The organism is Azospirillum sp. B2RO_4 (genome assembly GCF_051124815.1).
In the GTDB taxonomy this organism is placed as follows: domain Bacteria; phylum Pseudomonadota; class Alphaproteobacteria; order Azospirillales; family Azospirillaceae; genus Azospirillum.
Map to the genome: position 1 here is coordinate 1571405 of NZ_CP118485.1, position 21725 is coordinate 1593129.

20 protein-coding genes are annotated in these 21725 nt (G+C 64.4%); 6 read left to right on the plus strand and 14 right to left on the minus strand.

Annotated features, from left to right (window positions below; all coding sequences use genetic code 11):
* Positions 1 to 77 precede the first annotated feature (77 nt).
* On the plus strand, positions 78 to 1658 hold the full coding sequence (locus tag PWS46_RS07460; protein ID WP_434613196.1) for a matrixin family metalloprotease: 1581 nt from the start codon (positions 78 to 80) through the stop codon (positions 1656 to 1658).
* A gap of 24 nt (positions 1659 to 1682) precedes the next feature.
* On the opposite strand, the gene PWS46_RS07465 is transcribed toward PWS46_RS07460, so the two are convergent.
* Entirely contained in the window at positions 1683 to 2654 is a 972-nt protein-coding gene (locus PWS46_RS07465) for an SAM-dependent methyltransferase (protein WP_434613199.1), read from the minus strand.
* A 231-nt stretch (positions 2655 to 2885) separates the two neighbouring features.
* On the opposite strand from PWS46_RS07465, the gene PWS46_RS07470 reads away from it, so the two are divergent.
* Together PWS46_RS07470 and PWS46_RS07475 are read left to right on the plus strand one after the other, a co-directional pair.
* On the plus strand, positions 2886 to 3146 hold the full coding sequence (locus PWS46_RS07470; protein ID WP_434613202.1) for a (2Fe-2S)-binding protein: 261 nt from the start codon (positions 2886 to 2888) through the stop codon (positions 3144 to 3146).
* A gap of 472 nt (positions 3147 to 3618) precedes the next feature.
* The gene (locus PWS46_RS07475; protein ID WP_434613204.1) at positions 3619 to 3924 is read left to right on the plus strand and encodes a hypothetical protein; all 306 of its coding nucleotides are present in this window, start codon (positions 3619 to 3621) and stop codon (positions 3922 to 3924) included.
* Positions 3925 to 3982: 58 nt separating this feature from the next.
* Here the strand turns inward: PWS46_RS07475 and era are convergent, their stop codons facing one another.
* The 9 genes from era to PWS46_RS07520 form a co-directional block, all read right to left on the minus strand.
* Positions 3983 to 4888, minus strand: a complete 906-nt coding sequence (gene era / locus PWS46_RS07480; RefSeq protein ID WP_434619933.1) for a GTPase Era — start codon at positions 4886 to 4888, stop codon at positions 3983 to 3985.
* 241 nt (positions 4889 to 5129) lie between these two features.
* On the minus strand, positions 5130 to 5915 hold the full coding sequence (rnc, locus tag PWS46_RS07485) for a ribonuclease III (protein WP_434613207.1): 786 nt from the start codon (positions 5913 to 5915) through the stop codon (positions 5130 to 5132).
* Positions 5916 to 6683, minus strand: a complete 768-nt coding sequence (gene lepB / locus PWS46_RS07490) for a signal peptidase I (protein WP_434613209.1) — start codon at positions 6681 to 6683, stop codon at positions 5916 to 5918.
* The gene (gene acpS, locus PWS46_RS07495; RefSeq protein WP_434613212.1) at positions 6680 to 7165 is read right to left on the minus strand and encodes a holo-ACP synthase; all 486 of its coding nucleotides are present in this window, start codon (positions 7163 to 7165) and stop codon (positions 6680 to 6682) included. Before acpS ends, lepB begins: the two co-directional genes overlap by 4 nt.
* Complete coding sequence (locus PWS46_RS07500) at positions 7162 to 7914, minus strand: pyridoxine 5'-phosphate synthase (RefSeq protein ID WP_434613215.1); 753 nt, start codon at positions 7912 to 7914, stop codon at positions 7162 to 7164. The genes acpS and PWS46_RS07500 overlap by 4 nt, the downstream gene beginning before the upstream one ends.
* 119 nt (positions 7915 to 8033) lie before the next feature.
* Positions 8034 to 10193 carry a RelA/SpoT family protein gene (locus PWS46_RS07505; protein ID WP_434613218.1) on the minus strand — a complete coding sequence of 720 codons (2160 nt, stop codon included), beginning with the start codon at positions 10191 to 10193 and terminating at the stop codon, positions 8034 to 8036.
* A 142-nt stretch (positions 10194 to 10335) separates the two neighbouring features.
* Positions 10336 to 10770, minus strand: coding sequence for a DNA-directed RNA polymerase subunit omega (rpoZ, locus tag PWS46_RS07510; protein WP_434613221.1), 435 nt, complete (start codon positions 10768 to 10770; stop codon positions 10336 to 10338).
* A 151-nt stretch (positions 10771 to 10921) separates the two neighbouring features.
* Entirely contained in the window at positions 10922 to 11707 is a 786-nt protein-coding gene (locus PWS46_RS07515; protein ID WP_434613224.1) for a hypothetical protein, read from the minus strand.
* Between the two features lie 59 nt (positions 11708 to 11766).
* Positions 11767 to 12294, minus strand: coding sequence for a hypothetical protein (locus PWS46_RS07520; RefSeq protein ID WP_434613227.1), 528 nt, complete (start codon positions 12292 to 12294; stop codon positions 11767 to 11769).
* A gap of 799 nt (positions 12295 to 13093) precedes the next feature.
* Between PWS46_RS07520 and PWS46_RS07525 the strand changes: the two genes are divergently transcribed.
* On the plus strand, positions 13094 to 13696 hold the full coding sequence (locus PWS46_RS07525; protein ID WP_085090687.1) for an NYN domain-containing protein: 603 nt from the start codon (positions 13094 to 13096) through the stop codon (positions 13694 to 13696).
* Positions 13697 to 13782: 86 nt separating this feature from the next.
* Here PWS46_RS07525 and pdxA read toward each other — a convergent pair whose 3' ends face one another.
* The 3 genes from pdxA to lptG form a co-directional block, all read right to left on the minus strand.
* Positions 13783 to 14811, minus strand: a complete 1029-nt coding sequence (gene pdxA / locus PWS46_RS07530; RefSeq protein WP_434613230.1) for a 4-hydroxythreonine-4-phosphate dehydrogenase PdxA — start codon at positions 14809 to 14811, stop codon at positions 13783 to 13785.
* Entirely contained in the window at positions 14808 to 16268 is a 1461-nt protein-coding gene (locus PWS46_RS07535) for a peptidylprolyl isomerase (RefSeq protein ID WP_434613233.1), read from the minus strand. Before PWS46_RS07535 ends, pdxA begins: the two co-directional genes overlap by 4 nt.
* A 193-nt stretch (positions 16269 to 16461) precedes the next feature.
* A complete protein-coding gene (gene lptG, locus PWS46_RS07540; RefSeq protein WP_149198502.1) occupies positions 16462 to 17556 on the minus strand; it encodes an LPS export ABC transporter permease LptG in 1095 nt (364 codons plus the stop codon).
* 280 nt (positions 17557 to 17836) lie between these two features.
* On the opposite strand from lptG, the gene PWS46_RS07545 reads away from it, so the two are divergent.
* Both PWS46_RS07545 and guaA read left to right on the plus strand, forming a co-directional pair.
* Positions 17837 to 18415 (plus strand): GNAT family N-acetyltransferase, encoded by a 579-nt coding sequence (locus tag PWS46_RS07545; RefSeq protein WP_434613237.1) that lies wholly within the window; start codon positions 17837 to 17839, stop codon positions 18413 to 18415.
* A gap of 37 nt (positions 18416 to 18452) precedes the next feature.
* Positions 18453 to 20021 carry a glutamine-hydrolyzing GMP synthase gene (guaA, locus tag PWS46_RS07550; RefSeq protein WP_085089616.1) on the plus strand — a complete coding sequence of 523 codons (1569 nt, stop codon included), beginning with the start codon at positions 18453 to 18455 and terminating at the stop codon, positions 20019 to 20021.
* Positions 20022 to 20469: 448 nt separating this feature from the next.
* Here the strand turns inward: guaA and PWS46_RS07555 are convergent, their stop codons facing one another.
* Positions 20470 to 21525: a transglycosylase SLT domain-containing protein gene (locus PWS46_RS07555; protein ID WP_434613242.1), complete on the minus strand. Its 1056-nt coding sequence runs from the start codon at positions 21523 to 21525 to the stop codon at positions 20470 to 20472.
* Between the last annotated feature and the right edge of the window lie 200 nt (positions 21526 to 21725).

A 21725-nucleotide genomic window follows, 5' to 3' on the forward strand; every position in this document is an offset into this window, starting at 1 on the left:
TTGCTCGTATTTCGTATAAGCGGTAGTCCGGAATCTCCCTGGACACCCCAACCGACCGCCGCGGGAACCGAGCGTCCATGAGCCAGTCAGCGCTGACCGACAGCATTTCCGCCCTGCTCGCCAGCGGGACGCCGCATTGGGGCAACAACGGCACCGTGCTGAACGGCAGTTCCGTCGGTGCCGCCGCGACCGTCACCTACAGTTTCCTGACCAGCGCGCGGCAAATCTCCAGCGCCGATTCGGCCGGATTCGCCGCCATGAACAGCGCTCAGCAGGCTGCCGTCCGGCAGGCGCTGGCGGCATGGAGCGCGGTCGCCAACATCACCTTCACCGAGATCGCCAACCCGACCGCCGCGGATGTGGCTTTCGGCACCAACCGGCAGTATGGCCAGTCGGCGGCCTATGCCTATTACCCGTCCACCGCCTCCCAGGGCGGTCAGGTCTTCCTGGCCAACGACAGCGCCACGAACACCAACCCGACGACGGGCAGCTACGGCTACATGACGATCATCCACGAGATCGGCCATGCGTTGGGCCTGAAGCATCCCGGCAACTACAATGCCGGCTCCGACGAGGGGACGGAGGGGCCGTACCTGTCCTCCGCGCAGGACAATTATGCCTACAGCATCATGTCCTACAACGACAGCGACGCACTGCCGTCGAATACCTACCTGACCGGCCCCAGCCTGTACGACATCGCAGCGATCCAGTATCTCTACGGCGCCAATATGTCGGCCGCCCCCGGCGACACCAGCTATACGCTGAACACCGGCAGCTTCATCACCCTGTGGGATCCCAACGGGCACAACAGCCTGAACGGCAGCGCCCAGACGGCGGCGCTGTCGCTGGACCTGCGCGATGGACAGTTCAGCAGCGCGGGTTCCACCACCTTCCTGGCGCTGGCCTACGGCACGAAGATGCAGCAGGCGATCGGCGGCAGCGGCAACGACAGCTTCACCGTCAACAGCCTGGGCAATGCGCTGGATGGCGGCGCCGGCACGGATACGGTGGTGTTCAGCGGCAGCCGCGCGCAATACAGCGTTCAGCAACTGGACGGCAGCCGATATATCGTCAACGGCGCCAACGGCACCGATATCCTGACCAACATCGAGTATCTGCGCTTTTCCGACAGCAGCACCGCGCTGTCGCCCGCGGCGTCGGGAAGCTTCGACACCCTGCGCTACATCGCGTCGAATGGCGACCTGATCGCCGCTTTCGGCACCGACACGGCAGCCGCGGCGCAGCATCTCGCCAACTCCGGCGTTTACGAAGGCCGCAGCCTCAGTGGGTTCGACCCCTACAACTATCTGGCAGGCTATGGCGATCTGATGTCGGCATTCGGAACCGACGCCACCGCCGCCACCAACCATTTCATCACCAACGGCTATCGCGAGGGCCGCAATTCCAGCCTGTTCGACACGCTGTCCTACGAAGCCAGCAATCCCGACCTGATCGCCGCCTTCGGCAACAACCGCGAGGCCGTGGAACTCCATTACATCCAGTTCGGCCGCTTCGAGGGACGGTCCCTCGGCAGATTCGACGCCGCCGCCTATCTGGCCGCCAACCCGGACGTCAACGCCGCCGTCGGCGGCAGCCTGTCCGGCGCCCGGCAGCATTATGTCAGCTTCGGTTATGCCGAAGGGCGGGCGCTGGCCTGACGGAAACGACCGAAGGAACCGCGTTTACTGCGCAGGCCACATCCAGGTCAGCTCGTGCTTGTTGTGGTGCAGGTGGACCACCCGGCCGCCGGGGATCGCCGCGAAGGCGCGGGCGGTCTCGTGGTCGGTCTCCGCCTGGAACTTCAGCGTGCAGATGAAGCGCTTGGCCAGCCCGCTGTCCATCCACTCCTTCACCAACCGCAGCAGACGCGTCGGGTAGCAGATCACGTCGCAGCACAGCCAGTCCACCGGGCCGACCGCCGCCGGCTTCAGGCCGAAGGCGCTTTCCTGGCGGATCTCCACACGCGGCAGGGCGGCGATGGCAGGGTCGAGCGGCGCCTTGTCGACGCTGACCACCGACGCCCCCAACTCGTGCAGCACCCAGGTCCAGCCGCCCGGACAGGCGCCGAGGTCGAGGCAACGGTCGCCCGGCCCCGGCTGCTCCCCGAACAGGGTCAGCGCCTCCCACAGCTTCAGGTAGGCGCGGTTGGGCGGCACGGTGCGGTTCTCGACAAAGGTGACCTCGCCATTGCGGAAGGGGCTGGAGCAGTGCGCGGCGGCGATGATGGTGGACTCGTCCGTCAGCGTCCAGGAGCCCAGCGGAGCCGTCGGCAGGGGCGACGGGAAGATCACCGGCTTGGCCGAGACATGCGGCAGATTCTCCTGGATCAGGGCGGCACGGCGGTGATGCCGCTGCGACCACAGCGCCCAATTGCGCTGGATGCCGCGCAGCGCCTTGGCACCGCCCTTGATCGAGGCGAACTCGATCCGCACCGGGTCGTACCAGATGTTCTGCGCCCAGGCCGCCGGCCGCGCCGGGCCGTCGACGAAGACCAGCCGGCCGTCGACCGACGCGACCTCCCCCAGTTCCGCCACCAGATCGTCGAGGAAACCGTCCGCCGCCAGATAGACCGTCTGGCCGAGCGGAGTCACCACCGCACCCGGCGAGGTCTGCGGAGCGCTTACGGAGTCGTTTTTGGGGGTGCTGTCGTCCATGCCCCACGGGCTACCGCCGCCGGCCGCCGAATGCAAGCGCAAGGATGCGGAGCGCCACTTTCGAACTGACGCGAAGGGGGTTGTGACAAAGCGTCGCGAAAGTTCTTACATGCAATTGGTTCGCAATAGCAGCATTGACAACGATTCTCAGTCTCAGCTATTGCTGGATGCAGGACACGCACCGCAACCGACCGTCGCCGAGGGCTAATGTACGTCTGCATCTGCCACGCGTTGAACGACAAGAAGGTCAAGGCCGCGCTTGATCAAGGCGCCACGACCCCGGCCTCGGTGTTCCGCCATCACAATTGCCAGGTCCAGTGCGGCAAATGCGTGCCCACCATGCGCAGCATGGCCAGCGAGCATCGCGCCGTGATGGCCCAACAGGCGGCAATCGCCGCGACGCCGGCCGCCGCCCCCTGCTGCGGTACGCCGACGATGCCCGAACCGGCCAATGCCGAAGCCATCCCAGCCTATGCCGTCGCGGCCGAGTGAATACGCGCACGAACGCTCTACCACTTCCGACTTTCCGGCCGGTTCCAGGATTAGAACCTCGCCTTTAGGCTGCGACAGATTGCGCGCCGTCTATGATTTTTGGGCGGATTGACCCTGCCCCACCAATGCGGCACAAAAGCGTCACCAAAACAAAAGAACGTCGTCAAAAAGGCGGCGTATAAAAGCGCCAACGGGCCGGATGAAACCGGCCCTGGAGGAAACGCAATCCAACCAGGAAGACTTCCTCGGCCACCGGGTTTGCCTTGTCCTTTTCAGGCCGGGGCAACCCGGCGGGATATGGATTCGGACGGACATCCCGCAACTGCTAAATCGCATTGCAAAATCGTTACGGCTTCTCCCAAAGGGGCTGTGACGACTGCGCTTCCGGTGCGTTTGCGCAGTATCGGCGTCGGGATATCCTGCCGACCGGCCGAGAGGTCAAAATCGGTTGAGGATCAAAGGAGGACACTTCATGAGCCGCCGCAACCGGCAAGCCTTCGACACGCTGAGCCGTGATCTCGTCCTGCGCGCCACCGACCGCATGGAAACCCTGCGATCCATGGTGGAGCGTGCGGACAGCGACCGGCGAGAGACGTGGGAGCGCACGCTCGACCGCCTCCGCGGCCTGAACAATCGCGCCATCGCCCGCATCGAGGCCACCCATATGGCCGACGACGACGCCTGGCCCTTCGCCCGCGCCCAAGCCGATCAGGCCATGATGGAGCTGATGCGCGCGCTGGACGAATTCGACGGCCATCTGCGCCTGCTGGCAGCATAGGGCCTTAAGAGCCCTGGAATGGAAAAGGCCCTCTCCCGTTGGAGAGGGCCTTTGTCGTTCAGGACGCCCCGAAATCCAGCCCCCAGGCCGAATAGCGTTCCGGATCGTCGACCCAGCCCTCGCGCACCTTCACGAACAGGATCAGGTGGACGCGGCGTTCCAGCATCGACGTCAACTCGGACCTGGCGGCGGAACCCAGCGCCTTGATCCGCTGGCCGCCCTTGCCCAGCACGATGGCCTTCTGGCTTTCACGCTGCACGAAGATGACCTGCGAGATCTTCACTGAACCGTCGTCGAACTCCTCCCACACCTCGGTCTCGACCGTCGCGGAATAGGGAAGCTCCTGGTGAAGCTGCAGAAACAGCTTCTCGCGGGTGATCTCCGCCGCCAGCAGGCGCATCGGCATGTCGGAGATCTGGTCTTCCGGGAAATGCCAAGGCCCTTCCGGCAAGCGGTCGGCCAGGAACTGCTTCAGATCGGCGACGCCATCCTCGGTGAAGGCCGACACCATGAAGATGTCGGAGAAGATGCCCTCCTGCCGGAAGGCGTCGGCGATGCCCAGCAGGACGTCGCGCTTCACCAGATCGATCTTGTTCAGGATCAGGATCGCCTCGCGCCCCTGCTCCTTCAGCCGGGCGACGATGCTGCGGGTGTCCTCGTCGATGGAGCGGCGCGACACGTCGTACAGCACGCCGATCACGTCGGCGTCCTCCGCCCCCTGCCAGGCAGCCGCCACCATGGCGCGGTCCAGCCGGCGCTTCGGCTTGAAGATGCCGGGGGTGTCGACGAAGATCATCTGGGCGTCGCCCTGGATGGTGATGCCGAGCACGCGGGTGCGGGTGGTCTGCACCTTCGGGCTGACGATCGACACCTTGCTGCCGATCATCGCGTTCAGCAGCGTCGACTTGCCGGCATTGGGGGCGCCGACCAGGGCGATGAAGCCGCAACGCGGATGATCCGGCATTGCCGGCAGCGGCGGCAGGACCGAGATGGGCTGCCCGCGCAGAGCGTCCTCATCGTCGAAGTCGTCGTCCTCATAGTCTTCGTCTTCGAAGTCGCCGTCTTCGGCGTCCTCGCCGCCAGCGTCCTCATGGTCGAGCGTCTCGTCGTCCATCTCGGACTCCGGGGCCATGGACTCAGGAGTCGGCTCCGTGGCTTCGGAACCGGGCGTCTCGTTCTGCATCTTGTCGATGTCGTCGCGACCGTCAGTCATCGACCTGTACTCCCACCTGGCGCAGCAATGCGCTGGCCGCCTTCTTTTCCGCAATGCGCTTCGACGAGCCGGAGCCGTTGACCGGTTCCATTCCCGCGACATGCACCGCAACCACGAACAGCGGCTCGTGCGCCGGGCCACTGCGTTCGATCAGTTCATAGCGGGGAAGCGGCTTGCCGCGTCCCTGCGCCCATTCCTGCAGCGTCGTCTTGCTGTCCAACGGCGGCGGCGTCGCCTTGTCGATCTCGCCGGCGAGCGCCTCACGGACGAAGCGCGTCACCGGCTCCAGCCCGCCGTCGAGATACATGGCGCCCAGCACCGCCTCGCAGGCGTCGCCCAGGATGGTTCGGTTCTCGCGGCCGCCGCTCTGGGCTTCCGCCGGCGACAGACGCAGATAGGCGCCCAACCCGATGGTGTCGGCGACGCGGCCCAGCGATTCCCGGCGCACCAGCGCGGCATGCCGCTTGGCCAGCGCTCCTTCGCGCTCGTTCGGGTAGCGCTCCAGCAGCCATTGTGCGACCACCAGCCCGACGACGCGGTCGCCCAGGAACTCCAGCCGCTCATAGGCGATGCCAGGCCCCTTGTGCGACTTGCGGCCGGCCCGTTCCAGCCCCATCAGGCTCGGGTGGGTGACGGCGTCGCGCAGCAGCGACGGGTTGGAAAACTCATAGCCCAGCGCACGCGCGAGGCCGGCGACGTCCGCGGACTGGACGGCGCCGTCGGTCTCGGGTTCGGAGCCGGCGCCCGCATCGGCAGGCGCCTTGGTGACGATGGACACTTACCGGACTCCGTTGAACAGGCGGCTGAAGCGCAGATCGACCGGCCAGCGCCAGATCTCGTAGAAGCGCGTGCCCTCGTCGAGCGAGAAGAACAGGAATTCGGCGCGGCCGACCATGTTCTCGATGGGAACGAAGCCGACCTGCGACGGCACGCGGCTGTCCAGCGAGTTGTCGCGGTTGTCGCCCATCATGAACAGATGGCCGGCCGGCACCTTGAACACCGGGGTGTTGTCGAGCGGACCGTTGTCCGACTCCTCGATGATGCGGTGGGTGCGGCCGTTCGGCAGAGTCTCGATGAACTGGGCGGTGCGGATGCTGCGGCCCAGCGGATCGGTGGTGACGTAATCCTCGATCCGCTCGCGCTTCACCGGCTGGCCGTTGATGTGCAGGATGCCGCCGATCATCTGGATGCTGTCGCCCGGCAGGCCGATCACCCGCTTGATGTAGTCGGTCTTGTTGTCGCGCGGCAGCTTGAACACCGCCACGTCGCCGCGTTCGGGCATGGAGCCGAAGATGCGCCCCTCGAACAGCGGCAGGCCGAAGCCGACCGTGTATTTGCTGTACCCGTAGCTGTATTTCGATACGAACAGGTAATCGCCGATCAGCAGGGTCGGGATCATCGACCCCGACGGGATGTTGAACGGTTCGAAGGCGAACGTCCGCACGCCGAAGGCGATCAGCACGGCGAAGATCACCGTCTTGACGGTCTCGGCGAACCCGGATTCCTTGGTCTTGGCGTTGGACGCCGTTTCTTTCTGAAAGGTCATTCTGGGTTCGCCGTATTTGTGGGCATTGATGACTCGGGTGGGGCGGACTCGATCGGTTCGGCGCTGATGACGACGAAGGCCTCGGCCATCGGATACTCGTCGGTCAGCGTCACATGGATGCGGGCCCGCATGCCCGGCGGCGTGATCGCCTCCAGCCGGGCCAGCGCGCCGCCGGTCAGGCGCATGGTCGGTTGGCCGGACGGCAGGTTGACCACCCCCATGTCGCGCCAGAACACCCCGTCGCGGAAGCCGGTGCCGAGCGCCTTGGAACACGCCTCCTTGGCGGCGAAGCGCTTGGCATAGGTCGAGGCGCGGGCGTTGTTCTTCGCGGCGGATCCGGCGCGGCGTTCCGACTTGGCCTGTTCGACCTCGGTGAAGATGCGGTCGATGAAGCGCTTGCCGAAACGCTCCAGCGAATTCTCGACCCGCCGGATGTCGATCAGGTCGTTGCCGATGCCGAGGATGGTGCCGGACATCATCATCGGGCAGGCGCCGCCGCGTTCCGCGCCGTGTCCATGGCCTTGCGCATGCGGGCGATCGAGTTGGTCAGCCCGACGAAAATCGCCTCGCCGATCAGGAAATGGCCGATGTTCAACTCGACGATGGTCTGGATCGCCGCCACCGGGCCAACCGTGTCATAGCTCAGGCCATGGCCGGCATGGCATTCCAGCCCGATGGCCTCGGCATGGGCGGCGGCGCGGACGATGCGCGCCAACTCCACCTCGCGCGCCGAAGCGTCATGGGCGTCGCAATAGGCGCCGGTGTGCAGTTCCACCACCGGGGCGCCGAGACGCTTGGCGGCGTCGAGCTGCGCCGGCTCCGGATCGATGAACAGGGAGACGCGGATGCCGGCGCCGCCCAACTCACCCACCGGGCGGACCAGCTGGTCGTATTGGCCGATGACGTCCAGCCCGCCTTCGGTCGTTACCTCGGTGCGCTTCTCCGGGACGAGGCAAGCAGCGTGCGGCTTGTGGCGCAGCGCGATGGCCAGCATCTCGTCCGTCGCCGCCATCTCCAGGTTCAGCGGACGGTCGATCTCGGCCATCAGCCGGTCGATGTCGCGATCCACGATGTGGCGCCGGTCCTCGCGCAGGTGGGCGGTGATCCCGTCGGCACCGGCCTCGATGGCGAGCCTCGCCGCGCGCACGGGATCGGGATGCGCCCCGCCGCGCGCGTTGCGGACGGTCGCCACATGGTCGATGTTCACGCCGAGGCGCAGGAAACGGGACATGCACGGACTCCAAAGCGCCGCCGCCCGCCGGAACGGGCGGGGGCGATTCCGTCTATATAGCGGTGCACCGGCCTTCCGTCACGCCGAACCGACCGGTGCAGCCGCGGATGACAGGGAATTTACCGTCCCCGCGCCCGCTCCACCGAATGGATGGCCGGGGTGGCGCGCAGGGCAGCCATGATGTTGGTCAGGTGCTTGGCATCCTTCACATCGATGTCGATCAGCAGCTCGAAATAATCGGTGCTGCGGTTCGTGATCTTCTGATGGATGACGTTGCCCTGATTCTTGCCGATCACCGTGAACAGCGTGCCGAGCGAGCCCTGTTCATTGGCGATGACGACGCTGATGCGGCCGACATGCTCCTCCGGTGAATCCGGGCCGGTCTCCCACGACACGTCGATCCAGCGCTCCGGCGATTCGTGGAAGCTTTCCAACGTCTCGCAGTCGATGGTGTGGATCGTCACACCCTTGCCGGTGGTGACGATGCCGACGATGCGGTCGCCCGGCAGCGGATGGCAGCAGCGCGCGTAATGCACGGCCATGCCGGGGATCAGGCCGCGGATCGGCAGTGCCGATTCCTTGCGGGTCTTCGCCTTGGGCTTCGGCGTGCTCTCCTCGACATCGCGGACGGCGGGAGCGGTCTGCGCCTTGTGGCCGGGGAAGACGGCGTGGAAGACCTCGCGCACCGAATGCAGGCCGGAGCCCACACCGGCCATCAGATCGTCCACCGTCGGCTGCTGGAAAATCTTGATGACGTTTTCCAGCGCCTTTTCGGTGAACTCGTAACCCTCCGACTTGAACTGCCGCATCAGCATGCCGCGGCCCAGTTCCATATACTGGGCGCGCTGCTGGGTGCGCAGAAACTTGCGGATGCGGGCGCGGGCCTTGCCGGTGACGACGAAGCGCTCCCAGCCCGGGACCGGAGTCTGCGCCTTGGAGGTGACGATGTCGACCTGATCGCCGTTCTGCAGCTGTGTGCGCAGCGGCAGCATGCGGCCGTTGATCTTGGCGCCGACGCAATGGTCGCCGACCTGCGAGTGGACGGCATAGGCGAAGTCGACCGGCGTTGCTCCGCGCGGCAGCGCGATCAGATCGCCCTTCGGCGTGAAGCAGAACACCTGATCCTGGAACAGCTCCAGCTTGGTGTGTTCCAGGAACTCTTCCGGCTTCTGCGCGTGCTCCAGGATGTCCAGCAGCTCGCGCAGCCAGCGGTATTCGCCGCCGGTCGGGCGCGGCTGGTGGTCCTGCTTGTAGGCCCAGTGGGCGGCGACGCCCAACTCGGCGATCTCGTGCATGTCCTGGGTGCGGATCTGCACCTCGATCCGGTTGCGGCCGGGACCGATCACGCCGGTGTGCAGGCTGCGGTAGCCGTTGGGCTTGGGCGTGGAGATGTAATCCTTGAAGCGCCCCGGCACGACCGGGTAATGCGCGTGCACGATGCCCAGCGCCTGATAGCATTCGCCGACCGTGCCGACCGTGATGCGGAAGGCCATGATGTCGGACAGCTGCTCGAAACTGACATTCTTGCGCTGCAGCTTGCGCCAGATCGAATAGGCCGATTTCTCACGGCCGGTCACCGACACGTCGGGCAGCCCTTCGGACGCCAGCAGCTCGCGCAACTCGGTGATGATGGTCTGGACGCGGTTCTCGCCCTCGCTGCGCAGGCGGGCCAGCTGGGCCAGGATGCTGTCGCGCGCGTCGGGGTTCAGTTCGGCGAAGGCAAGATCGTCCAGCTCGTCCTTGATCTTGTGCATGCCGATGCGTTCGGCCAAGGGCGAGTAGATTTCGATGGTTTCGCGGGCGATGCGGCGGCGCTTTTCCGGCTTCTTCAGGTGGAACAGCGTGCGCATGTTGTGAAGCCGGTCGGCCAGCTTCACCAGCAGGACGCGGATGTCCTCAGACATCGCAATCACCAGCTTGCGGAAATTCTCCGCCTGCTTGGCCTGTTCGCTGTTCAGCTCCAGCCGCGACAGCTTGGTCACGCCGTCGACCAGCCGGGCGATCTCCTTGCCGAACACCCGCTCGATGTCCTCGAGCGTGGCGACCGTGTCCTCGACCGTGTCGTGAAGCAGCGCCGTGGCGATGGTGCCGGCGTCCAGCTTCATCTGGGTGAGGATGCCCGCGACCTCCAGCGGATGGAGGAAGTAGGGATCGCCCGACGCGCGCGTCTGCGATCCGTGCGCCTTCATCGAGAAGACATAGGCGCGGTTGAGCAGATCCTCGTCGGCCGAGGGATCATACGCCTTGACGCGCTCGACAAGCTCGTATTGCCGGATCATGCGGCCCGACCCGGCGCGCGCGGCGCCTCAAATGTGTGCGTGGTGGTCCTGAGCGAACCGAAAGGGAGCCGGATGCTCCCCACCCCATTCTTCGGCGAGGGGGCGTCGAGCCCCCTCCGTGTTCTGCGGTCGTTGTCCAGAATCAGAGGTCTCCGTCGGGATCCTCGGTCATGGCGAAACCAGCGCCCGGCTCGGCATCCATGTCTGCGGCGATGTCGTCCTCTTCGCCCAGCTCCTCGCCGTCGCTCTCGCTCATGCCGTCTTCGTCGCCCAGCGAGGCGTTGCCGCGCGCAGCCCAGTCATTCTCGCCGGCCATCAGCTCGACGATCTCTTCCTCCGGCTCGTCCGGCTCGACATGCTTCTGATGGCCCTTGATCAGGGCGTTCTTCAGATAATCAAGCGACACCGTCTCGTCCGCGATCTCGCGGAGCGCCACGACCGGGTTCTTGTCGTTGTCGCGGTCGATCGACAGCGGAGCGCCGCTCGCGACCTCGCGGGCGCGCTGGGCAGCCATCATGACCAGCTCGAAACGGTTCGGAACCTTCAGGACGCAATCTTCAACGGTAACGCGGGCCATGCCAGACGAACTCCGGAGTCATAGGAGGCTCTAGACTATATGGATGTGGCCCGATAGGTGCAAGCGCGAACGACAGCGTTGCTGCATTGCGTCAGGCAGAGAGGCCCAGGAAAAAGGAATCACCCATAAAGTCTAGCGCATCCGATATGGATCATGCCGTTTCCGGACACTTTATTCCGACCGTAGGGCAATAGGTATATGGTTTACCATTGGCTCCGAGCACAGCGCGGCAATCAGTCGGAACCGCCCTGTTGGACGTCGGACTTTTTGCTGGACACGCGATTGAGGACCCCAACGGGGTGCCTGCCTGCTCTATCAGTTGACTACGCATTCCAAAATTCGTTACATCGATAACCTGCTTTTGAAGCGCGTCCATGATTACTTCACGCCGTGCTCGAAGCCAGTTTCCCACACGACGGTGCCAAAACCCCATTCCGCCAACAGCCAGAAGCTGAAGCACAAAAAAAGTAAACGACATATCAATAAACCATGTCGTGGTAGCGAAACCAAAGAATCTCGGCCACATCGTTGAACATACAAGAATAAAGAATGCGGCAGCAGCAAGAGAACCGACCGTTTTTATGATTACCTTATCAAGTCGTTGGTTAAGCAACCTTAATCTGGAGAGCATTTTTGGATGCTGTATCCCTTTGACTCCTGAGACATAGCAAAGAGTGCGCATATCTTGCCGCATCCCAAGAGAGTTCGGGCCTATGTAGCTACCTTCCTCCACGTAACCGCAAGCCACCAGTCGATCGAAAGTCTCTTGCCGAAACTCAGAAATTTGTTTTCCGATAGGATCATGGATCTCTAATCGATCTATCCCAAGAAAAGCCAATAAAACTGCTGTAGACAACGCACCCAGATGCAGAACGCCCTCGACATGAACATTGCTATGAAGTATTTCAACAACTTCTAACGCAATATTGTGAGCCATGCCAGAATCTGTAAATTCAACCATTTCAAAAGCCCTACTTTTTATCTAACACCGCAATCCTAAGCCATGCAGGGAACGGAAACCGATGATTCCCAAAGCTCGTTGAATCTTTCTACAAGAGACCCGGAAATTTGCACGTCTCCAAACTGCGCTATTGCCTCAGTCTTGGTCCGATCCCCTTCCATTCGATAGGATTTTCCGTCAGAAACCGCAAAATGATATGTGTATAAACTTTGACGTTCTTCAGGAACGAATCTTACATCAAAGCAGCCCTGCCCAGCTACGTCAGATATACCTAAAATCATAGGGTGGTCGTTTATGGAAAACTCTTCAAATCTTTCTACGAGCACTCTTACACGCCCTCCTTTAATTAGGAAATCACGGCAAGCGCTAATCACTTCACTTTTCCCGTAAACGTCCTGATTCAAACATCCAGTCAATATATCAACTTCTTTTTCTGACTCTCTAAACAGTATCTCTATTATGATTGCCGCATGCCCTACGCTTCTGTTGAACACGGGCAAAGAAGCTCTCCCACTCCTGCCATATTCAGCATAGGATTGAACCTGCTCACGATAACGATCCATTTCTCCCCCCAATTCTTCAAGCCGCTCGGTTACAGACTTTCAACATGGACGATTAAGCGACTTTACAAACTTCAGCGTATACTACAGAAAATCGCGCAGGCAGATATCTAGCCACCCCGCGCTCCGGATTGTACCCAGCCTTATTGAAACCACATAGCCGTCTTCCGGCAAGCGTTAGTTCTAAACTGGACGCCTTCAATAGGATGAGGCCAAGGCGACTGCCGCGTTTGATGACCACGATACGCTCCAGCAGCAACTCTATACATACCGTACCAATGTGTGATTCTTATCAGAAAAGTGATGCAGATTCGATGGATCTTTGCTGGCATTCCTCATAAGACATTGATTACACACAAGCTTTATAGCGGATAGAATCCCGACCAGATGGTGGTCACTTCATGCATGCCACCTGAAGATCATGAGAAAGCTGGACGCAATGGCCCAACCTAAATCAAGTGTGGCAAAACGCCGCATTTCCCTGAATGCCACGGCTTGTCTGTTGAGAGCAATTCTCATGCCCCGTCATTACACTCCGAATCTGTAGAAAATACGGTATCATAGGTCATTAGTCATCGCTCAATTCAGGAAGCTTCTCCGTGATACCCGGCTGCCGCTCCTAGTAAACCTAACAATGCAGAGCCCATACCCACCGCGATGATCATCACTTGCCGTCCGGTGCGAAACGCCTTATCTTGTTAACGACAAAACATGAATGCGCCTAGTTTCAAACAGGTAGAACTTTTGGAGAAGGATTATAGCCTTGGATCGGAATTCGACTTTGCCGCGCGATGTCAGCAAGTTGTTTTACAAGGAAGAGCGTCTCGCACTGTTCATTGACGGCGCCAACCTCTACGCCGCAGCACGTTCATTAGGCTTTGACATTGATTACAAAAGGTTGCGTGACGGCTTCGCCGGGGAGGGCCGACTCGTGCGCGCCTTCTATTACACCGCCCTGGTCGAGGATCAGGAGTATTCGCCGATCCGTCCGCTGGTAGACTGGCTCGACTACAACGGCTACACCATGGTGACCAAGCCGACCAAGGAATTCACCGACGCATCGGGCCGGCGCAAGATCAAGGGCAACATGGATATCGAGCTGGCCATCGACGTGATGGAGATGGCCGACCATGTCGATCACATCCTGCTGTTCTCCGGCGACGGCGACTTCCGCCGGCTGGTGGAGGCGGTGCAGCGCAAGGGCGTGCGCTTCAGCGTCGTCAGCACCGTCCGCTCGCAGCCGCCGATGGTCGCAGACGAACTGCGCAGGCAGGCCGACAACTTTATCGAACTCCAGGAACTGGCGCCCTTCATCGCCCGCACCCACCATCACCGCGAGCAGGCGCCGTCCCACCATGACCAACAGGGTGGGCCGACGATGTACGATCCCGACGACCGGGGCTGATCGCACCGGAAGGATGTCCATGAGAAAAGGAGCGCACGAGCGCTCCTTTTTCATTTGCGGCAGAGATTTGTACGGCAGTACCGCGCTTAAGAAGCGCTGCCTCGCCGCCGGTTCCGCGCCATCCGATCGGCCGTCTTCAGCGCCGCGATCAGGCTGGTCGCGTTGGCGGCGCCCGTGCCGGCGATGTCCAGCGCGGTCCCGTGGTCGGGCGAGGTGCGAACGAAGGGCAGGCCCAGCGTGATGTTCACGCCGCCGTCGAAATCCACCGTCTTCACCGGGATCAGCGCCTGATCGTGGTACATGCACAGCGCTGCGTCATAACCGCGGCGGGCGGCGGCGTGGAACATGGTGTCGGGCGGACGCGGGCCGGAGACGTCGATGCCGTCCGCGCGCAGGATGGCGACGGCCGGCTCGATGATGTCGATCTCCTCTCGCCCCATCGCCCCACCCTCGCCCGCGTGGGGGTTTAGTCCGGCGACGGCCAGCCTCGGCCGCCCGATGCCGAAGTCACGCGCCAGGGACGCCGCGGTGACGCGGCCGGCATGGACGATGGCTGCGGTGGTCAGCGAATTCACGGCCTCGCGCACCGACACATGGATGGTCACCGGCACCACCCGCAGGTCGGCCGCCGCCAGCATCATGATCGGCTCGTCGGCCAGCCCGGCCAGATGCGCCAGATACTCGGTGTGGCCGGGATGGCGGAAGCCGGCGGCGTAAAGCGCGGATTTCTGGATCGGGTTGGTGACCACGGCCGCAGCCTGCCCCGCCTGCACCAGGGTGACCGCCCGGTCGATGCTGGCGATCACCGCCGCACCGTTGGCCGGGTCGGGCTTGCCGGCGACGACGGTGGTGCCGAGCCCCACCGGCAGGACCGGCAGCGCGCGGCCGAACAGCGCCACAGCCTCGTCCGGCGACGACACGGCCTGCACCGGAACCGCCAATCCGAGCTTGGCGGCCAGCGCCGCCAGCCGCGCGGGATCGTCCAGAACGACGAAGGGCGGCAGGGCGGCCTCATTCCGGGATGCCCAGGCCTTCAGCGTGATGTCCCCGCCGATGCCCGCCGGCTCTCCCATGGTGAGGGCCAGCGGCAGGTTATCCGGCGGGGCGGCGGTCACAGGCGCGTCTCGATGAAGGCGGTGCGGCGCAGGTCGCGGAGGTAGCGGCGCGACAGCAGCTCCGCCCGTTCGGCGATCAGCTCACGCTCGATCTCGTCGCGGCCCGGCAGCTTGGCCTCCTTGATCGGCGTGGGAGCCGGCGGCGGCGGCGGAGCGGGCTGGGCTTGCGGCGGCGGCTGGATCATCGGCACGTCGCGCTTGCAGACGATCAGGATCACCGCGGCGGCCTGGCTCATCAGCACGGGGCTGGCCTGCCCCAGCGGGATACCCAGCGCCAGGTTCTGCAGGCCCGGCGCCATGTCCTTGACCCGCATGGTGCCCATGTCGCCCGATTCCGGCATCCCGGTTTCCTTGGCGCGCGCCTGGAAGTCGGAGCAGCTCTTGATCGACTTTCGCAGCTTCTCGGCCTGTTCCTTGACGGCCTTGGCCTGCTCCTTGGACTCGATCGGGATGATGATCTGCTTCATGTTGACGGTGGCCTTGGCCACGTCGGGCCGCGGCTGCGGACGGGGCGCCGGCGGCTGGGCGACCGGCATCGGAACCTCGCCGCCGCTGCTGCCGAAGGGCCGTTGGCCGCGCACCAGCAGGATATGATAACCGGTGGCGGTGCGGATCGGCGCTGACAACTGCCCGCCGCGCATCCCGGCCAGCGCCTTGTCCACCTCGGGCGACAGTTCACCGCTGCGCACCCAGCCGAGATCGCCGCCCGACGCGGCGCCGGCCGACTGCGAGAACTGGCGGGCCAGCGCGGCGAAATTGCCACCACGCTTCACCTCTTCGACCAGACGCTCGGCATTGCGGCGGACCTCGTCGTCCTGGTCGGGGCTGTCCACCGCCAGGAAGATCTCGGCGACCAGATACTCGGGCTTGCCGATGTTGGCCTTCAGCCGCTCCATCGCCGCGTCGATCTCGTCCTCGCCGACGACGACCTCCTGGCGGATGCGGCGCTGCATCACCTTCTGCCAGGCGAGGAGCGCCCTGATCTGATCCTTCAGGGTGGAGACCGGGACATTCTGCCGCTTCAGCGTTTCCTGAAGCTGCTGGCCGTTCATCCGATTCTGCTCGGCGATGCGCTTGATGGCGTCCTCGATCTCGGAGGCGGAGACCGTGATGCCCAGGCGCTTGGCCTCCTGCATCTGCAGCCGTTCGTCGATCAGCAGGCGCATCACCTGCGGGGTCAGGCGCTTGATCGTCTCCGGATTGCCGGCGGCCCCGGCGTTCAGCAGAGCCATGCGGATGCGGGCGTTGACGTCCGAAACCGAGACGACCTCGTCATTCACCACGGCGGCGATGCCTTCGGACCCCGGTGCCCGCGCCACCTGCGTGCCCTGATCGGACGGCCGGGGGGCCGCCGCGCCGGCGGCGGCCTTGACGGACTGCGCCGCGGCGGGCAGGGCCAGAAGCGCGCAGGCGGTCGCCACGGCGACGGTGGTCCGGACGGCTCGCAAACTCGACATGCTGCTCAAGCTCCAAAAACGGGTCGCCCGTTATTACGGTGGGGCCGGTGCCCCATGCAAACGGAATCGGACCCGGCAAACCAGTGCAAAACCAAACGGGCGGAATTATGACCGAAGGCGATAACCGGCCGCTTTGCGGCGAATGGCCCCACCCCACCCGGCCGGCCTGCCGGCGTCAGCTGTCCTCAAGATGTCAGCCGTCCTCCAGATGAAGCAGAGCGGCGGTGCCCAGCAACAGGCTGATGCCGGCGGGACTCCAGGCTGCCATCACGATGGGGATCGTCTCCGACATGCCGAAGGTGCGAACCACGTCGGTCATCACGAACAGCACGAATCCGGTCAGCACGCCGCCGGTGACCATCGCCATGGTTCCGCCACGCCGCGGCAGCCGCAAGGAGAAGGCGGCGGCGAACAGCACCATCGCCAGGAACAGGAAGGGCTGGGCCAGCAGCGACTGGTAATGCAGCCGGTGCCGCACGGCGGGGAAGCCGGTGGTCTCCAGCGTGTGGATGAAGCGCGGCAGTTCCCAGAAGGAAATCGTCTCCGGCGGGGCGAAGCTCTCCTCGATGGTGGCCATGTCCAGTTCGGTCGGAATCGTATAGCTGTCGAGCTTCTCCGGATCCTTTTTGGCCCGGTTCAGAACCGCGTCCTGCAGTTCCCACTTGCGGTCCTTCAACTCGGCGCTGGGCGCGTCGACACGACCCAGATAGTTCTGGTCGGCATCGAACAGGAAGACGATGACGTTCGACAGTTCGAAGGTCACCGGGTTCACCAACTCCGCATGAATGAAGAACTGTTCCTTCTCGTTGGTCTGGCGCAGCCACAAGCCGGAGCGCGAAATGTTCAGCGTGCTCGACTGCAGTTTCAGATAGCGGTCCTGCAACTGCTCGTACTTGGCGATGAACACGGCGCCGACCGGATTGATCAGCGTCACCTTCACCACGCCGATGGCGGCGGCGGCGAACATCACCGGCATCAGGAATTGCCAGGCGGAGACGCCGACGGCACGGGCGACCACCAGCTCGGCGCTTCGCGTCAGCCGCCAGAAGGTGAACATGCCCGCGAACAGGATGACGAAGGGGAAGATCTGCTGGCCGATCTCCGGCAGTTTCAGCAGGGCCATCTCCACGACCAGCCCAAAGGTCACGTGCGGTTTGGTGCCGGCGCGGCGCAGCAGTTCCACCGTGTCCAGCAGCAGCACGATGGCGAGCAGGATCACCATCAGCAGGCAGAACCAGACGATGAACTGCCGCCCGATGTAACGGGAAAGCGTAGGCGAGGAATACATGCGGTGTCCGGTCTCCGGAGCCCCGCCCGCGGCGCCGCCATGGCGCTTGAGGCGGACTGGCGCGGTCCCGCCCGATGGACTCGGTGCGGGCCCCCGCCGGAACAGTTCCGGCTGTTTACCCCTGTTGCGTCGCGATGACAACCGGGCCGGGGGCAGGCCTCCCTCCCGCCAATCGCGCGGCCCTATCGTTGGCGACGCATTCCTGCCTCTTTTTACGGCTGGACTTCCTGCATCCGCACCCCAAACTGTTGGTATACAGGCTGCACGGGAGGGTCGGTCGATGACGGACACCACGGTCGCAATCCGCCGGGCACACGCGTCGGACGCCGACGGCATGGCCCGTGTGCATGTGCAGAGCTGGCGGTCGACTTATCCGGGCCTGATCCCGGCGCAGTTCCTGGTCAACCTGTCCGAGCCGGCCGCCGCCCAGCGCTGGGCAGCCATCGCCGAGACGCGCGGCCCCGGCCAAGGCGCCTTCGTCGCCATGGATGTCACCGGCGGGATCGCCGCACCCGGCACCATCGTCGGAATCGCCTCCTTCGGCACGCGGCGGGTCGCGGTGCAGGGCCATGCGGGGGAATTCCACGCGCTCTATCTGCTTGACGATGCAAAGGGTTACGGCATCGGACGGCGGCTGATGGCGGCGATGGCCGACCGTTTCCTGGCGGCCGGCGTCCGGTCGGCCGCGGTGTGGTGCCTGCGCGACAACCCGTCGCGCTGGTTCTACGAACGGTTGGGCGGCATCAAGGTGGCGGAACGGCCGATCCGCTTCGCCAGCACCGATTTGGTGGAGATCGCCTATGGCTGGCGCGACCTGACGCCGCTTGCACGCTTGTCGGCGGGGCCGGAGGTGCGGTAGTGAGGGGACTTGAGTCCCCACGCATCAGGATTCGCCGATGTCCAGCGCCGCTTCCCTTTCCGCCGAACGCGTCCTCATTCTCGATTTCGGGTCGCAGGTGACCCAGCTCATCGCCCGCCGCGTGCGCGAGAGCGGGGTCTATTGCGAAATCCATCCCTTCGGCATGAGCGACGAGCGTATCCGCGAGTATGACCCGAAGGCGATCATCCTGTCGGGCAGCCCGGCCTCCGTCACCGAGGCGAACGGCCCGCGCGCGCCGCAGGCGGTGTTCGACCTGAAGGTCCCGGTGCTCGGCATCTGCTATGGCCAGCAGACGATGTGCCAGCAGTTGGGCGGCAACGTCTCCGGCTCCGACCACCGCGAATTCGGCCGCGCCTTCATCGAGATCAAGGAACCCTGCGCCCTGTTCGACGGGCTGTGGGAGGTCGGGTCGAAGGAACAGGTGTGGATGAGCCACGGCGACCGCGTCACCGCGCTGCCGGACGGCTTCCGCGCCGTGGCGGTCAGCGACGGCGCGCCCTTCGCCGCCATCGCCAATGACCAGCGCCGCATGTATGGCGTGCAGTTCCACCCGGAGGTGGTCCATACCCCGCACGGCGCGCAGCTGCTGGCGAACTTCGTCCACCGGGTCGCCGGCATCAAGGGCGACTGGACCATGGCCGCCTTCAAGCAGCAGGCGATCGAGAAGATCCGCGCCCAGGTCGGCAAGGGCAAGGTGATCTGCGGCCTGTCGGGCGGCGTCGATTCGTCGGTCGCGGCCGTGCTGATCCACGAGGCCATCGGCGACCAGCTGACCTGCATCTTCGTCGACACCGGCCTGATGCGCGCCGGCGAGTCGGAAGAGGTCGTGCGGCTGTTCCGCGACCACTACAACATCCCGCTGGTCCACCGCGAGGCGTCGGACCTGTTCCTGGGCAAGCTGGCCGGCGTCACCGATCCGGAGCAGAAGCGCAAGATCATCGGCGGCCTGTTCATCGACGTCTTCGACGAGGAGAGCGCCAAGGTCGGCGGTGCGGAATTCCTGGCCCAGGGCACCCTCTACCCCGACGTGATCGAGAGCGTGTCCTTCACCGGCGGCCCGTCGGTCACCATCAAGTCGCACCACAATGTCGGCGGCCTGCCGGAGCGGATGAAGCTGAAGCTGGTCGAGCCGCTGCGTGAGCTGTTCAAGGACGAGGTCCGCGCTCTGGGCCGCGAACTCGGCCTGCCGCCGGCCTTCATCGGCCGCCACCCCTTCCCCGGCCCGGGCCTCGCCATCCGCGTTCCCGGCGAGATCACCCCGGAGAAGCTGGAGATCCTGCGCAAGGCCGACACGATCTATCTGGAGGAAATCCGCAACGCCGGCCTCTACGACGCGATCTGGCAGGCCTTCGCCGTTCTGCTGCCGGTCCGCACCGTCGGCGTGATGGGCGACGGCCGCACCTACGACCATGTGCTGGCCCTGCGCGCGGTGACCTCTACCGACGGCATGACCGCCGACTGGTACCCCTTCCCCCACGACTTCCTGGCGCGCGTGTCCAACCGCATCGTCAACGAGGTGCGCGGCGTCAACCGCGTGGTCTACGACATCACGTCGAAGCCGCCCGGCACCATCGAGTGGGAATGAGGCGGGCGGAAGGTTCTGCCGATGAAAGACGAAGGGGCGGGAAACCGCCCCTTTTCTTTTGTCCGTTCAGTTGCCGCTCAAAACAGAGACTCGACCGTCTGCGTCCTGGGACTGCGCCGCTTGCCCCGCATCGGCTTGGGGGTGGCCGGCAGAAGGCCCTCCCTCTGGGCGCACAGGTCGTGCCAGACATGGCCCGGACGCTCCGGCGTCCAATACATGGGTTCGCCAAGCAGCACCTCTTCACCGCAACAGCTGCAGGGAGGGTATGGGCTGGATGTGTGTTTGGACCGGTCCATCTCACCGTTATGCCAGTGGCGAGGCGATCCGTAAGTGATGCGGATCAAATCCGACCGCAAGGGCGCAAAAAATATCGCTCAGCTCACGCTGAAAAGACGGCGGCCGGCCCTGTTCTCCAGATATGGGGAAAATGTCCGGCCGCCTTCTTGTATTACCGTGCGTCAGCCAGCGCGACGCAGGCGCGGTCGCGGCCGGCGAGGCTGCCGCAGCCATCGGCGCGTTGGGAAACGAAGCGCATCACCACGCGCTCTCCCTTGCCGACCGACTGTGGCGGAAGCAGCGCTTCGGCGACCTGGGTGGTGAATTGCGGGCTGACCCGATGCGTGGTCGGCGCCGGCGCCTGGTCGAGGCTGGCGACCTGGACCGGTTTGGCCGCCGGCAGCACCGGTGCGGGCAGCGACGCGACCGCGACGGGGGCCGGCTCGGCGAGTTTCGGCTCGGCCGGGCGCGGCTCCATTCGGCGCGGCTCGACCGCACGGGATTCTGGCGCACGGGAGCCCGGCTCGACGGACGCGACCACGACCGGCGCCGGCTCGGACCGCTGCGGCGGGGCGGCAGGCTTGCCGCCGTGCGGCTTGGGCGCGTCGTCCGGAACGACCGCGACCTCGATGGCCGAGGCACCGGCGGCCTGCGACGGCTCGCGCGGCCCGACGCCACGCAGCACCGGGGTCAGGGCCGCCAGATACAACTTCGTCTCGCGCGGCAGCCGCTGCTTGCCGGCCAGATGTTGGGCGTAGCAGGCCGGGCCGCAATTGTAGGCGGCCAGGAAACCGGGAGCGCCGAACAGGTCGTACATCTCGCGCAGGTACGCGGTGCCGGCCATGATGTTGTCGTGGGGGTCGGACGGGTCGGGACCGAGACCATATTGCGTCCGCATCAGCTCATAGGTGCCGGGCATCACCTGCATCAGCCCGAGGGCGCCGGCGGAGCTGGTCAGAACCTTGCCGCTGTTGGTGGTCGCACGGCCATTGCTCTCCCGCATCATCACCGCGCGGATCCATTTTTCCGGCATGTCGTATTTCTGGGAAGCCTCGCGGATCAGCGGGACCCAGCGCGACAGCGGATCGTTCGGGTCCGGGACATAAGCGGCTTCGACCGGCGGGGCCGTCTGCACCTGCGGCGCTTCGGAGGCGCAGCCGGCCAGACCGAGGGCGAGGCACAGCATTGCACCGGCGGCGTTGATCGTCGCGAGGTTTCGTATGACCACGAGTGAATTTCCGTGCTGTTGGCGCGGGCGGGACAAGAGTTGGATCGCTTTTCAATGTATAGGCCACGCCTGTCAAGCGACATCACGGCCATTTACCGAATCCTGTCCCGAAGATGCCTCAAAGTTGCCCGATTTATCCCTTGTAACGAAGTCGACAATTAGGATTTTTGGCAAATGCTGGTATGCCAATCTTCGCTGCC

Bases quoted from the DNA above. Each gene is read 5' to 3' on its own strand.
- PWS46_RS07460 (WP_434613196.1), top strand. From the start codon at position 78: ATGAGCCAGTCAGCGCTGACCGACAGCATTTCCGCCCTGCTCGCCAGC.
- PWS46_RS07465 (WP_434613199.1), bottom strand. From the start codon at position 2,654: ATGGACGACAGCACCCCCAAAAACGACTCCGTAAGCGCTCCGCAGACC.
- PWS46_RS07475 (WP_434613204.1), top strand. From the start codon at position 3,619: ATGAGCCGCCGCAACCGGCAAGCCTTCGACACGCTGAGCCGTGATCTC.
- era (WP_434619933.1), bottom strand. From the start codon at position 4,888: ATGCCGGATCATCCGCGTTGCGGCTTCATCGCCCTGGTCGGCGCCCCC.
- lepB (WP_434613209.1), bottom strand. From the start codon at position 6,683: ATGACCTTTCAGAAAGAAACGGCGTCCAACGCCAAGACCAAGGAATCC.
- acpS (WP_434613212.1), bottom strand. From the start codon at position 7,165: ATGATGATGTCCGGCACCATCCTCGGCATCGGCAACGACCTGATCGAC.
- PWS46_RS07500 (WP_434613215.1), bottom strand. From the start codon at position 7,914: ATGTCCCGTTTCCTGCGCCTCGGCGTGAACATCGACCATGTGGCGACC.
- PWS46_RS07505 (WP_434613218.1), bottom strand. From the start codon at position 10,193: ATGATCCGGCAATACGAGCTTGTCGAGCGCGTCAAGGCGTATGATCCC.
- rpoZ (WP_434613221.1), bottom strand. From the start codon at position 10,770: ATGGCCCGCGTTACCGTTGAAGATTGCGTCCTGAAGGTTCCGAACCGT.
- PWS46_RS07515 (WP_434613224.1), bottom strand. From the start codon at position 11,707: ATGGCTCACAATATTGCGTTAGAAGTTGTTGAAATACTTCATAGCAAT.
- PWS46_RS07520 (WP_434613227.1), bottom strand. From the start codon at position 12,294: ATGGATCGTTATCGTGAGCAGGTTCAATCCTATGCTGAATATGGCAGG.
- PWS46_RS07535 (WP_434613233.1), bottom strand. From the start codon at position 16,268: ATGTCGAGTTTGCGAGCCGTCCGGACCACCGTCGCCGTGGCGACCGCC.
- lptG (WP_149198502.1), bottom strand. From the start codon at position 17,556: ATGTATTCCTCGCCTACGCTTTCCCGTTACATCGGGCGGCAGTTCATC.
- PWS46_RS07545 (WP_434613237.1), top strand. From the start codon at position 17,837: ATGACGGACACCACGGTCGCAATCCGCCGGGCACACGCGTCGGACGCC.
- guaA (WP_085089616.1), top strand. From the start codon at position 18,453: ATGTCCAGCGCCGCTTCCCTTTCCGCCGAACGCGTCCTCATTCTCGAT.